At 64.2% G+C, this 12,610-nt stretch carries 14 protein-coding genes and 1 riboswitch; of the genes, 6 read left to right on the top strand and 8 right to left on the bottom strand.

The features are described from left to right. The first annotated feature begins 82 nt into the window (after window positions 1–82). A complete protein-coding gene (locus SynNOUM97013_RS00765; RefSeq protein WP_186481335.1) occupies window positions 83–1,015 on the top strand; it encodes a UDP-glucuronic acid decarboxylase family protein in 933 nt (310 codons plus the stop codon). Window positions 1,016–1,113: 98 nt separating this feature from the next. On the opposite strand, the gene thiC is transcribed toward SynNOUM97013_RS00765, so the two are convergent. The 6 genes from thiC to ruvB all read right to left on the bottom strand — a co-directional run bounded on the left by thiC (window position 1,114) and on the right by ruvB (window position 6,608). Continuing rightward, window positions 1,114–2,514 carry a phosphomethylpyrimidine synthase ThiC gene (gene thiC / locus SynNOUM97013_RS00760; protein ID WP_186480376.1) on the bottom strand — a complete coding sequence of 467 codons (1,401 nt, stop codon included), beginning with the start codon at window positions 2,512–2,514 and terminating at the stop codon, window positions 1,114–1,116. A 46-nt stretch (window positions 2,515–2,560) separates the two neighbouring features. Beyond that, window positions 2,561–2,669: riboswitch (TPP riboswitch) on the bottom strand. A 32-nt stretch (window positions 2,670–2,701) separates the two neighbouring features. Further along, window positions 2,702–3,328, bottom strand: coding sequence for a HEAT repeat domain-containing protein (locus tag SynNOUM97013_RS00755; RefSeq protein WP_186480375.1), 627 nt, complete (start codon window positions 3,326–3,328; stop codon window positions 2,702–2,704). A gap of 4 nt (window positions 3,329–3,332) precedes the next feature. Further along, window positions 3,333–3,563 carry a DUF3188 domain-containing protein gene (locus SynNOUM97013_RS00750; RefSeq protein ID WP_186480374.1) on the bottom strand — a complete coding sequence of 77 codons (231 nt, stop codon included), beginning with the start codon at window positions 3,561–3,563 and terminating at the stop codon, window positions 3,333–3,335. Next, window positions 3,560–4,735, bottom strand: a complete 1,176-nt coding sequence (locus SynNOUM97013_RS00745) for an amidohydrolase (RefSeq protein WP_186480373.1) — start codon at window positions 4,733–4,735, stop codon at window positions 3,560–3,562. The genes SynNOUM97013_RS00750 and SynNOUM97013_RS00745 overlap by 4 nt, the downstream gene beginning before the upstream one ends. Next, window positions 4,732–5,529 carry a tetratricopeptide repeat protein gene (locus SynNOUM97013_RS00740; RefSeq protein WP_186480372.1) on the bottom strand — a complete coding sequence of 266 codons (798 nt, stop codon included), beginning with the start codon at window positions 5,527–5,529 and terminating at the stop codon, window positions 4,732–4,734. The genes SynNOUM97013_RS00745 and SynNOUM97013_RS00740 overlap by 4 nt, the downstream gene beginning before the upstream one ends. Then, window positions 5,526–6,608: a Holliday junction branch migration DNA helicase RuvB gene (ruvB, locus tag SynNOUM97013_RS00735; protein ID WP_186480371.1), complete on the bottom strand. Its 1,083-nt coding sequence runs from the start codon at window positions 6,606–6,608 to the stop codon at window positions 5,526–5,528. Before ruvB ends, SynNOUM97013_RS00740 begins: the two co-directional genes overlap by 4 nt. 64 nt (window positions 6,609–6,672) lie before the next feature. Here ruvB and smpB point away from each other — a divergent pair, with 64 nt between their 5' ends. Next, window positions 6,673–7,167, top strand: coding sequence for an SsrA-binding protein SmpB (gene smpB / locus SynNOUM97013_RS00730; protein ID WP_186480370.1), 495 nt, complete (start codon window positions 6,673–6,675; stop codon window positions 7,165–7,167). A 9-nt stretch (window positions 7,168–7,176) separates the two neighbouring features. Here the strand turns inward: smpB and SynNOUM97013_RS00725 are convergent, their stop codons facing one another. Continuing rightward, window positions 7,177–9,246 carry a protein kinase gene (locus tag SynNOUM97013_RS00725; protein WP_186480369.1) on the bottom strand — a complete coding sequence of 690 codons (2,070 nt, stop codon included), beginning with the start codon at window positions 9,244–9,246 and terminating at the stop codon, window positions 7,177–7,179. 94 nt (window positions 9,247–9,340) lie between these two features. Between SynNOUM97013_RS00725 and egtB the strand changes: the two genes are divergently transcribed. From egtB to SynNOUM97013_RS00705, 4 genes are read left to right on the top strand one after another with little or no spacing between them, the layout of a single operon-like run. Continuing rightward, complete coding sequence (egtB, locus tag SynNOUM97013_RS00720) at window positions 9,341–10,558, top strand: ergothioneine biosynthesis protein EgtB (RefSeq protein WP_186480368.1); 1,218 nt, start codon at window positions 9,341–9,343, stop codon at window positions 10,556–10,558. Window positions 10,559–10,560: 2 nt separating this feature from the next. Further along, the gene (gene egtD, locus SynNOUM97013_RS00715; RefSeq protein ID WP_255442858.1) at window positions 10,561–11,532 is read left to right on the top strand and encodes an L-histidine N(alpha)-methyltransferase; all 972 of its coding nucleotides are present in this window, start codon (window positions 10,561–10,563) and stop codon (window positions 11,530–11,532) included. A 25-nt stretch (window positions 11,533–11,557) separates the two neighbouring features. Further along, a complete protein-coding gene (locus SynNOUM97013_RS00710; protein ID WP_186480367.1) occupies window positions 11,558–11,800 on the top strand; it encodes a hercynine metabolism small protein in 243 nt (80 codons plus the stop codon). After that, a complete protein-coding gene (locus tag SynNOUM97013_RS00705; RefSeq protein WP_186480366.1) occupies window positions 11,800–12,285 on the top strand; it encodes a hercynine metabolism protein in 486 nt (161 codons plus the stop codon). Before SynNOUM97013_RS00710 ends, SynNOUM97013_RS00705 begins: the two co-directional genes overlap by 1 nt. 9 nt (window positions 12,286–12,294) lie before the next feature. Here SynNOUM97013_RS00705 and SynNOUM97013_RS00700 read toward each other — a convergent pair whose 3' ends face one another. Further along, window positions 12,295–12,558, bottom strand: coding sequence for a hypothetical protein (locus tag SynNOUM97013_RS00700; RefSeq protein WP_006042532.1), 264 nt, complete (start codon window positions 12,556–12,558; stop codon window positions 12,295–12,297). Window positions 12,559–12,610 lie beyond the last annotated feature (52 nt).

The following is a 12,610-nucleotide window of genomic DNA, read 5'->3' as shown; positions in this document are numbered from 1 at the left end:
GGCTATTCGGCCTCAGGGGATTTTTTGATTGCGCTGATGACTCACCCCATACGATGAGGTGAGCATTGATTGCGTCTTGGCAATGATCCGCAACTTGATCACCGGTGGGGCTGGATTCCTCGGCTCACATCTGTGTGACCGGCTGATGGATGCTGGCGAAGAAGTGATCTGTCTCGACAACTATTTCACCGGTCGTAAGAGCAATATTGGTCAATGGATTGGCCATCCTCGTTTTGAGTTGATCCGTCACGACGTCACAGAACCCATCCAACTGGAAGTTGATCGGATCTGGCATCTGGCTTGCCCGGCATCACCCGTGCACTACCAGTTCAATCCCATCAAAACCGCCAAAACCAGTTTTCTTGGCACCTACAACATGCTCGGCCTCGCCCGCCGCGTTGGGGCCCGCTTGCTACTGGCGAGCACCAGTGAAATTTACGGCGATCCAGAAGTGCATCCTCAACCGGAAAACTATCGCGGCTCCGTGAACACGATCGGGCTCCGCAGTTGCTACGACGAAGGCAAGCGCATTGCCGAAACCTTGTGTTTTGACTACCGCCGGATGCACAACACCGAAGTGCGTGTCATGCGAATTTTCAACACTTATGGCCCACGCATGCTTCCCGATGATGGACGGGTCGTCAGCAACTTCATCGTGCAGGCCCTGAAGGGTGAAGCATTAACCCTCTATGGAGACGGCAGCCAAACACGATCCTTCTGCTATGTGGATGACTTAATCGAGGGCATGATTCGCCTGATGAATGGTGACCACACCGGTCCCATCAACATCGGCAATCCCGGAGAGTTCACTATCCGCCAGCTCGCTGAATTGGTGCGCGAACGCATCAATCCGAAGCTTGAACTGATCACCAAACCGCTGCCTCAAGACGACCCGATGCAACGGCAACCGGTCATCGACCTGGCAAGAGAACAACTGGGATGGGAACCCCGAATCTCTCTTCAGGAAGGTCTTCAGCCCACCATCGACTGGTTCAAATCAGCACTTGACGCGTGATGAACGCAAACTGAGGCATCAATCGGCATAAAAAAGTGAAGCCAGTTGGCTTCACTTTTCACTTCAGGAGTCAGTCCCGCAACAAAGGCCGCGGCTGATCAGTCAGCCTTGTCCATCTTCACGCCGGCGAGCTCGGCACCACCCTTGGCCTCCAGCACCTTCTCCAGACCTTCAAGATCCTCATCAGTGATCTTGGTCTGCATCGGGCAGTGCTTGGGACCGCACATCGAGCAGAACTCCGCCTGCTTGTAGATGTCGGCCGGCAGCGTTTCGTCGTGATATTCCTTGGCCCGCTCGGGATCCAAAGACAACTCGAATTGCTTGTTCCAGTCGAAGGCATAGCGGGCACGACTGAGCTCATCGTCGCGATCGCGGGCACCGGGGCGATGACGGGCGATATCAGCAGCGTGAGCAGCGATTTTGTAAGCGATCAGGCCTTCGCGCACATCATCGGCATTGGGCAGACCCAGGTGCTCCTTGGGCGTCACGTAGCAGAGCATCGCCGTGCCATGCCAGCCGGCCATGGCGGCACCGATGGCGGAGGTGATGTGGTCGTAACCAGGTGCGATGTCGGTGACCAGAGGGCCGAGCACATAGAAGGGCGCTTCGCTGCACTCCTCCATCTGCTTTTTCACGTTGAACTCGATCTGGTCCATGGGCACATGGCCGGGACCCTCCACCATCACCTGCACATCGTGCTTCCAAGCGCGGCGCGTCAGCTCACCCAGGGTGTGCAGCTCCGCCAGCTGTGCCGCATCAGAGGCATCGTGCTGACAGCCAGGACGCAGCGAATCGCCCAGCGAGAAGGTGCAGTCGTAGCGCTTGAAGATCTCGCAGATGTCGTCGAAGCGGGTGTAGAGCGGGTTCTGCTTGTGGTGGTACAGCATCCACTGAGCCAGGATGCCGCCACCACGGCTGACGATGCCGGTGATCCGGCCCTTCACCTTGGGCAGGTGCTCAATCAGCAGACCAGCGTGGATGGTCTGGTAATCGACGCCCTGCTGGCAATGCTTCTCGATGATGTGCAGGAAGTCGTCTTCCGAGAGGCGTTCGATCGAACCATGCACGCTCTCGAGTGCCTGATAAACGGGCACGGTGCCAATGGGCACCGGTGAGGCGTTGATGATCGCGGTGCGTACCTCATCCAGATTCACGCCACCGGTGGAGAGATCCATCACCGTGTCGGCACCGTATTTCACCGCCAACTTCAGCTTCTTCACCTCCTCCTCGGCGTCGGAGGCATTGGGTGAGGCACCGATGTTGGCGTTCACCTTGCACTTGCTGGCGATGCCGATCGCCATGGGCTCCAGATTGCCGTGGTTGATGTTGGCGGGGATCACCATCCGGCCCCGGGCGACCTCCTCCATCACCAGCGATTCGGGCAGGTTCTCCCGTTGGGCCACAAAGGCCATTTCCTCGGTCACCACACCCTGCCGGGCGAAGTGCATCTGCGACACGTTGGCTTGTCCGCGACGGGACTCAACCCAGGAAGCACGCATGATCCGTTCAGCGAATGGACTGCCAGGAGCCGGCCGATCGGCCGCGGATCACATGTGGTCACTTCCCTGGCGCCGGCATGACCCGGATCAGGTTCGGAGGGTGTGATCTCAGCCCTTGCGGCCGCGAACGGCCTCAGGCACCCCTAGTGGTGCCGGAACCGTAGCAAGCGTTCCGACAGTGGAGGGGTCAGGCCGCCTGCAAGCCGTTCAGCGCCGCCGCCACCACCCGGTGGTCGCCGTCCTGCTGCAAAGGCCGCAACAACGCCCGCGCCTGCTCACCGATCGGTTGATCCCTGCCCTCGCGCACAATCCGGCCCAGGATTTCGGCGCCACTGACCCGCACCGTGCCATCGGCATCGGTGATGGCGGCGGAGGCGAGCTCCAGCAACCACCCCAGATCGATCTGAGGTTGCTCTGCCAGGGCCGAAAGGATGCTGCAGCGCACCAACCAGGCGTCATCGGCCAGGAACGCCGCCTTCAGCAGCGGCCAGGCCCGCTCCACGCCATAACTGGCCAACGAATTGGCGGCCTCAGCCCGCACGTTGCTATCACCATCATTGCGCAGGAGCGTCTCCAGCACCGTCCAACCCTGCTCCGTGCGCTTGTAACCCAGGCCGCTGCAACTCAGGGAACGCACAAGGAAAGCCTCCTGCTCACTGCCCAGCACCAGCAGCGGCACCGCCTCTTCGTCGGTGCAGAAGCGCAGCTGAGTGAGCGCTGGCATCGCCAGGGTGGGATCGCCGGAACCGATCGCCGCACGCAACGCGTCGAGATCCGGAGCCTCATCCGCAGGCGATGGCGGTGTCGATGCCATGGACTCAGTCCTCCTCCAATCGACTGCTGCGCAGAGCCACCAGCAGCTTGTGGCGCCGGCGCCGGCGACCCAATACCGCATGGATCACCAGGCCAGAACCCACCAGGATGGCAGGAACGGCCTGCCAGCGATCGGTCCCCTCCCTTTGCGCCAGACCGACCAAACCCAGCAGCACCAGCAGCGGCGCCGCCAGCGACAGCAACACATGCAGGGGCTGACGCGACGGGGGGGTCATGGCGCCGGCTCCCAGGCCAGAATCGCGGCGGTCAACACCCGGATGCCGGTCTCCAGGCAACGCTCATCCGGCAGGAATTGACCGTTGTGCAACGGGGCACACCCGTCGGGACCCGCCACCCCCAAACGAAACATCATTCCCGGCACATCGCGGATCAGCTCCGCGAAGTCTTCAGCTCCGAGCGACGGCTGCTCCAGGCGCAGCACCTGATCCGAGCCGAGCTGCTCCATCGCACACCGCTCCAACAGCGCCGTCAGCCGGGGGTCGTTGTGCACAGGCGGTGCAATGCAGCGGTAACGCACCGTGGCCGTGGCACCGAATCCAGAGCAGATGGCCTGCACCGTGTCTTCGATCCAGCCGGGCAAGCGATCGTGCACATCGCTGCAGAGACAGCGCACGGTGCCGAGCAGGGTGACGCGCTCGGCGATCACATTGAACGCCTTGCCACCTTCAATCTTCCCGAAGCTCACCACCACCGGATCCAGGGCATCCAGGCGGCGGCTGATCGCCTCCTGCAAACCGGTCACCACCCGGGAGGCGATCCAGATCGCATCCACCGACTGATGCGGTCGCGCCCCGTGGCCGCCCTGACCGATCACCTCAATCTCCAGCTCACCGGCAGCGGCGGTGAGGCTGCCGCTGCGCACGCCAATGCTGCCCACCGGCAAGGAGGGGAAGACGTGCAGGCCGAACAGTCCGGCCAGACCATCCGCGGCGCCAGCTTCACGCATCCAGCGTGCACCCTGGGCGATCTCTTCCGCCGGTTGAAACAGCAGGCGAACGCCAAAGGGCAACGACGCTTCAGCCGCGAGCAGCCGCGCTACACCGATGCCGACGGTGCTGTGCAGATCGTGACCACAGGCATGCATCACGCCCTGGCGGACAGAGGCATAGGGGAGATTCGTGCGTTCCTCAATCGGCAAGGCATCCATATCGACCCGCAGGCCGAGGGTCGGCCCCTGCACAGGCCCCAGCTCCGCCACAACACCGGTGCGCCCCACCCCCTCGCGTACACGCCAACCGGCCTCGCGCAACTCACCGGCAATCAGCGCCGCCGTCTGATGTTCCTCACCGCTCAATTCCGGATGAGCATGCAGATGACGCCTGAATTCAACCAACTGCGGCAGCAGTTGGTTGAGGCGCTCGGACCAGGAACGCGCGAGGGTCGTCATGCCACCTCCAACGCGAGGAAGCGCTCAAGATCCGCAATCGGGCCTGGCGGCCAGCGGCGTACCTGCGCCAACCAGGCGGCATCGCGATAGCTGGGGTCCAGTCCAGCAGCTGCCGCCCAGTGGCTCTCGGCTTCACCGCGAGACCCCACGCGCCACAGCAGGGCACTGAGAGCAGCGCGGGCGTCAGCAAACAGGGGATAACGCCGAATCAGATTGCGCAGCTGGCGTTCGGCTTCCTGAAGATCCTCCAGCTGATAGAGGGCCAGGGCATCACTGGAACGGGCCATGGCAAAACCAGGCCTGGCATCAGCCGCCAAGCGGTAAAGCCGCTGCGCTTCCTGCCAGTCGCCTTCGGAACCACGCACATTGCCAAGGTTGTAGAGCGCCGATGCATCGCTGGGATCGCGATCGAGAATCCAGTCGTAGTCCGCCGCGGCCTCCGGCCAGCGCTGCAGCGCTTCTTCCGCGGTCCCGCGGTTCAGATGCGGATCAGCATCGTCGGGGGCCAGCTCGATCGAGCGGGTCTGGTCTGCAATCGCTCCTTCGGGGTCGCCGAGCATCAAACGCACGTTGCCGCGGTTGCTCCAGGCCGCCGCATCACGGGGAGCCAGATCAAGCACCTGATCCCAGATCGGCAGCGCCTGCACGGGATCGCCTTGACGGCTAAGGGCCAAGGCACGATCGAACAAGGCCGGCAGATCGTCTGTAGCCACAGCCCAAGCCGCAGATGGGGGGCAGGACACCAGCAGCAACACCGGCAGGAGCCATGCGATCAGCTGTCGCCGCCAGTTCATGCTGCCGCCTCCTGATCCGGCCAACCCAGGTGCGCGCGCCCCGCATCTGTCACCACCCGTCCGCGCGGCGTGCGTTGCAGAAAGCCGAGCTGCAGCAGATAAGGCTCCACGACGGATTCCAGCGTGGTTGGGTCTTCACCAAGGGCTGCCGCCAGCGTGTCCAAACCAGCGGGGCCACCGCCGTGAGACTGGAGCAGCAACTCGAGCACCCTGCGGTCACTGGCATCCAGACCCCGTCCATCCACCCGATGCAGTGTGAGGGCCTCATCCACTAGGTCGCGGTCGATGCAGCCAGTGCAATCGCGCACACAGGCCACATCGCGCACCCGGCGCAGCAACCGGTTGGCAATTCGCGGTGTGCCCCGACAGCGACGGGCGATCTCGGCACAGGCCTCAGGACTGAGCTCCAGCTCTAAGAGCCCAGCAGCTCGCTCCACGATCGCTTGCAGATCGTCCAAGCCGTAGAACTCCAGCCGCTGGATCAAACCGAAACGATCCCGCAGCGGCGAGCTGAGCGCCCCGGCACGGGTGGTGGCTCCCACCAACGTGAACGGCGGCAACTCCAGGGCCCGGGTGCGGGCGGTGCTGCCCTTGCCCACGGTGAGATCCAAGCGCCGATCTTCCATGGCGGGATAAAGCAGTTCTTCCGCAACCCGGCTGAGCCGGTGAATCTCATCGATGAACAACAGCTCCCGAGGCTGCAGATTCACCAACAAACCAACGATGTCGCGAGGGCGTTCCAGAGCGGGAGCGCTGGTAATGCGGCAGTTCACCCCCAACTCTTCGGCCAGCACCATTGCCATGGTGGTTTTGCCCAAACCAGGCGGTCCGTAGAGCAGCACGTGGTCAAGGGCATCGCCGCGGCCAAGGGCAGCCTGCACGGCGATGCCGAGCACCTGCTTGAGCTCGCGCTGACCGATGTAATCGTCCAAACGGCGCGGTCTGAGACCGTCATCGCGACCGGGCGCCGTTGATGGATCCAGATCATCTCCGGCTTGCCGAGAGCCATCCACCATCCGATTGGTCGGCCGCTCTGGCCGGGGACGTGGGGCTGCGGCGTTGGAGGAAACGATCGCCATGTTGGAAGGGTACCGAGCTCTGGATAGGGTCGGGGGGTCAAGCGGCTGGGGAGCCGATCGGTCCATGGCCAAAGGTGGAGGCAAAAAAAACGCCGCAGCGCGGGCTGCTGCCAATCGCCTGCTGGCGGACAACCGGCTGGCCCGGCACCAGTACGACATCCTCGAAACCCTGGAAACCGGCATCGAACTAGTGGGGACGGAGGTGAAGTCGATCCGTGCTGGTCAGGCCAACCTGCGCGATGGCTTCTGCCTGATCCGCAATGGCCAGCTGCAATTGCACAACGTGCACATCTCCCCGCACACCCACGCCAGCGGCTACTACAACCACGACCCCTTGCGCGTGCGGCGGCTGCTGGCCCATCGCCGGGAGATCGACAAGCTGCGCGGGCAGCTGGATACGAAGGGATTAACGCTGATCCCGCTCAACATGCACCTCCAGGGCTCCTGGATCAAGCTGACCATCGGATTGGGTAAAGGCCGCAAACTGCACGACAAGCGCGCCGCTGAAAAAGACAAGCAGATCAAGAAAGAGACCCGAGCTGCCATCGCCCGTTACTGAGCCAGCCTCCTAGGGCGGCGGCGGTGGCGCGATGCCTGCGGGTGCCGGCGGCGACTGAGGAGCACTGGGCTCCGCCGCTTCGCTGGATGCATCGGATTGGGCCGCAGGCGGCTCCACACCCGCCGGCCTGGGACCGGGCGGTTCCGGAAGCGCCTCGACCGGGCCCTGCACACCGGTGGCCGGATCTGGAATCGGATCCAAGTCCACCTCCGGCAAGGGCTGTGATCCGGGCAGATCAGCGCGACAGGACAACGTCAGCAACCCCGACGACACCCCGTCGTTGGTGACCAGCACCTGTACCGGTGATCCCGCCTGCACCGGCAAGGTGACCACCCGAAGCGGCCCACGCTCCGACACCACCGCACCATCGGCCGAGAAAACCGTCATCTGCATCAAGGGTGTGCCATTGATGCCCAGCACCAGTCGGCGGCCGGCCGGCACCGCAATCGAAATCAGCCGTGCGCCACCTGCCGGCACCCGGCTGGTGAGCACCGTGGGCGTGAGCTGCCGGGCCTTGACCGTTTCAATCTGCACATCCTCAAGACTGCGCAACGCCGCAGCAATCCAGAGCTGCCGGTAGGGCTCCGGCGGTTTGACCCCGGCCTGAGCCCCCGGCAACAGCGCCTGGGCTGAAGCGCTCACGAGTTGCTCCACAACCCTGGCGTTCACCCCCTGATCCACCAGGGCCTGGCGCTGGCTCCTCCAATCGGAGGGTTTGAGCTGACCGAGGCGACTGCGCAGACCAGGCGGCAGTTGTTCCACCCGTGCCAGCCACTCATCGGCCAGGTCATTCCAGACCCGCCGCAGGGGGGCATCGTCGAGGGAATCACTGGGCAGGCGACCACCGCGCTCGGGGAAACGGGCCATCAGGCTGGCGTCCACCAGTTGCAGGAACCAACTGCGATCCACCTGCAGAGCCCGCAGACGACTGAGCAACTGCTGACGTTGATCCACCTCCGCGGGGGGAAGGCTGGTGGCCGAGCGACCGATCAGATCACGATCGGTGGAGGGGGCCTGGGCCGGTGTCTTGCCCCTGCTGAGCAGGAACCAGCCAATGGCCGTTCCCAACACGGCTGACACCAGCAAGGCCGCCACCACCGGCCAGAGGCGTCCTTCCGCCGCCTGTTGACGTTCATCCGCCCGTGGACGGCGCCGCAAAGCCTGCCTGGCCGGTGGAGTGAACGGGGGCAGATCCGGCGAAGCAGCGGCGGTGGATTCAGGCTCCGAATCTGCAGCCATCACGGGGGCCAGCACCAAGGTGCGATCGGCGCGGGTCTGCGGTCCCGTGGATTCCGGCATCGTCACCGCCTGCAAAGCCCGCAGGGCTTCGGCGGCTTGATCAAAGCGCTGGTCGGGCTGCTCCGACAGCAGACGCTCCAGCACCTGCCGATAGGGGACCTCCAGCTCAAGCTCAGCGGGCACGCACCACCGGAGGCCTTCGGCATCCAGCAACTGTTCCGGCGGCCGGCCGGAGAGAAGGGTGAGCGCCGTCACACCGAGCCCATGCAGATCCATCCAGGCCGCCGCCGGCTCCCGCCGGCCCTGCGCACGTGGGGCATAGGCCGGCGAAGCACCCTCCAGAGGCTGGGATCCAGCGCGCTGCAACAGCCCGAAATCAATCAGCACCGGCAGTCCGTCCTGATCGCGGCGCAGAAGGTTGCGGGGATTGATGTCGCCATGCACCAGTTCAAGGCCGTGCAGCACCGCCAGCGGTGACAGCATCTGCCGCATCAGCAGCAGCACCTCACCCGCACCGAACACCAGCTGACGCTGCAGCCGCTGGTCCTGGATCTGCTGGAGGGTGGCCCCCTCCTGCCACTCACGCACCAGCCAGAGGCTGTCGTTGGACTCGATCAGCCCGCCGAAGCGGGGAATCTGGGGATGCAGCACCGACTGGATCGCTGGCCACAACAGGCGAAAACGCTCCTGAACCGCGTCGCCCTTCAGCTGCCTGAGCGCCACCGCTGCATCACCGGCCATCTGATCGGCAGCACGCCAGAGCACAGCGTCCGACTGATCAGGATCAGCGGAGCAACAACGGTCCAGGCGATACCGCTCAGCCAGCAACGTGCCGATCACGAATGGGGCTGCAGAGTTGGCCGATGCTAAGGGCAGTGTCTCACCGACAGCCGCTGGGGATCTCCCTAGGGTCTCCCCGACACGACTCCATCCCATGGCCGCTGGCTCCCTCCTGGATCGACTGATGGAGGTGCGTCATGCCAGCGAAGCCTTGATCGCGCCCCTGGAAGCGGAGGATCTCAACCTGCAGGGCATGGCCGATGCCAGCCCGCCCAAATGGCACCTGGCCCACACCACCTGGTTCTTCGAAACCTTCGTGCTGAAGCCCTATCAGCCGGGCTACATCCCAGCGGATCCCCGCTGGGGCTTCCTGTTCAATTCCTATTACGACACGGTCGGGCCTCGCCAGCCGCGGCCGCAGCGCGGCTTGCTCAGCCGGCCACCGATGGCGGACGTCGAGGCTTGGAGACATCGGGTGAACCAGGCCCTGGAGACCCTGCTGACGGATCACGCCGATGGCCCCTGGTGGGATCTGGTGGAGCTGGGACTGCAGCACGAGCAGCAGCACCAGGAGTTGATGCTGATGGATCTACTTGATGGCTTCAACCGGCAACCGCTGGAGCCCGCCTATCGCGACGACTGGTGTGAGCGGGATGAGGATCTGCCTGCCAGCGGGCCGACCGGCGCCGACGATCCCCATGGACCCTGGCTTCACAGCCAGGGAGGCCTGGTGGATGTGGGCCACCAGGGGAATGGCTTCCACTTCGACAACGAAAGTCCGCGTCATCGCACCTGGCTCGACCCCTTTGCCATCGCCGATCGACTGGTGACCAACGGGGCTTATCGCCGCTTCATCGACGACGGGGGTTACCGCCGCCCGGAGCTGTGGATGAGCGAGGGCTGGGCAACCTGCCAACGCTGGGGCTGGCAGGCACCCCGCTACTGGCGTCAAGATCACGATGGAGAGGGACCCTGGCGCTGGGAATTCAGCCTGGGAGGCCGCCGCCCGCTGGAAGATCACCGGCCGGTGCGTCACCTCAGCTGGTTCGAAGCCGATGCCTATGCCCGCTGGGCCGGGGCACGTCTGCCCAGCGAAGCGGAATGGGAGCTGGCCAGGGTTCAGCATGGAGAGGCGTTGCTCCAGAGCCATGGCCAGCTGTGGCAATGGACCGCCAGCCCCTATCGGCCCTATCCCGGGTTTCAGCCCGCGGCCGGCGCCGTCGGTGAATACAACGGCAAATTCATGACCTCCCAGTTCGTGCTCCGTGGCAGCAGCCGTCTCACCCCCCCTGGGCATGCCCGTGACACCTACAGAAACTTCTTCCCCCCGGCGAGTCGATGGATGGCCGCCGGTCTGCGCCTAGCGCGATGACCATGACAGCAACCACACCCACCCGACCGGCGTTGATTGACCTGCATCCGCCAGCAGCGGACATGCGGCGACTGGTGCAAGAGGGCCTGCAGCGAGCACCCCGACAGCTTCCCGCCTGGTTCCTCTACGACGCCGAGGGCTCGCAACTGTTCGATCAGATCTGCCAACAACCGGAATACAGCCTCACCCGCACGGAAATTGCCCTGCTGGAGCAGTCAGCCCAGGAGATCGCCACCGCCATGGGCTCCGGGGTGATCGTCGAATTCGGTGCCGGCAGCGCCCGCAAGGTGGGGCCTTTGCTGGAGGCGATGCAACCCTCGGCCTACGTGGCACTCGACATCAGTGCGGCCCATCTCCAGCAGGCCACAGCCGCGCTGCAAAGCGCGTATCCCGCCGTGCCAATGCTGGGCATCTGCTGCGACCACAGCCGGCTGGAGGCCCTGCCCGACCACACACTGCTGCAAGGACAGCGACGCCTGGGCTTCTTTCCCGGCAGCTCCCTCGGCAACTTCACTCAGGAGGAAGCAGTTCAGCTGTTGCGGCGCTTCCGCCTGCTGCTGGATGGCGGGCCCCTGCTGCTCGGTCTGGATCAGCCCAAATCGCAGGCGAGGCTGGAAGCCGCCTACGACGATGCTGCAGGCATCTCCGCCGCCTTCGCCCGCAATCTGCTGCAGCGTCTGAACCGGGACCTGAACGCCGATTTCCAGCCCCAACGGTTCCGCTATCAAGCGCAATGGCAAGCAGAGCAAAGCCGCGTGCGGATGGCCCTGGTGAGCGACTGCGCGCAGACCGTCTGCATCGGCTCCAGCCCCTGGCACTTTGCCGCCGATGAACCGCTAGTGACGGAATACAGCGTCAAGTATTCGCCTGAGATGGCCCGTGAGCTGGCTGAAGCCGCAGGCTGGCGCTGGTGTCGCCGCTGGCACGACCCCGCCGACGACCTCTCCCTGCACTGGCTAGAGGCGGCAGACTGAGCATCAGAGCCGCTGATGGACAGCCATGGGACTTGAGGAACGACGTCAGACGATCAAGGCCCAGCGTGAACAACTGATCAGCGAACTGGAGGCGATCTACATGGGTGCGTTCGAGCGGATCGGCCAGCTGGAAATGGGGGAAGGCGCGGTGGCACGACTGACGCAGCTGATGCTGCGTTCCCGCGAAGCGGCGATCACACCGCTGCAAGAGGAAATCGAAGCACCGTTGATCACCCGAGCACCGGACCAGGCCGGCCAGGCCAACTGATGGCCCCCACCTGGCTGGATCAACTGGAGCGCAACCTGGAGGAGCGCCTGGACGCATTTCTGCGCTCCAATCCCGATCAAGACCGGCTGCTCCAGGAGCAGCACCTGCAGGACCGGCAACGCGATCTCGGCCGGAGACGCGATCAGATGCAACTGCAAGCCCGGGACCTGCGGCGCCAGTTGCTGTCACTGGCGGAACAGGTGCAGGCCTGGGGTGCACGTAGCAGCAAAGCCCGCGACGCCGGTGCCGATGACCTGGCGCAGCGGGCAGAGAAACACATCACCACCTTGATGAATCAAGGCAGAGATCTCTGGGCAGAGCTGGATCAGCTCGGACAGAGCTTCAAAGACCTCGACCGTCAGATCTCTGACCTCAACCAGCAGGCCAGTCGACAATCGGGACAACGCAGCCTGGATGAAGACTGGGCCCTGTTCGAGGCCCACCAGGAGCTGGAGGAGCTGAGGCGCCGTCAGGGCCTCAGCTAAACACAACCCTCAGGCCTTGGGAGCGGGGGGCTCGAGGCTCACGTTCTCGGGCGGAGGCGTGGGGTCAGGATCCGCGATCAGCATGTGCTGCAGCACGATCTCGGGACGCTCGCTGTCACGCCAGCGAATGCGATAAGCCGGCATCTTGGTACCCCGACTCGTGGTCTGCTCCACCGGCTCCATCACCCAGCCGCGACGGGAGCGCCCCTGGGGATTGCGCTTGACCACCGCATCGGCGTGCTTGAAGCGGAAACCTACGCGCTCACCACTCATGGGAAAGGGACCATGCCACTGTGCACCATTATCCACCCTGAGGGTTCACGAT

Origin of the sequence: Synechococcus sp. NOUM97013, from assembly GCF_014279815.1 — a bacterium.
Taxonomy (GTDB): Bacteria; Cyanobacteriota; Cyanobacteriia; order PCC-6307; family Cyanobiaceae; genus Synechococcus_C.
Note: the sequence above shows the minus strand (reverse complement) of the source record. Positions and strands in the feature narration are given on the sequence as shown.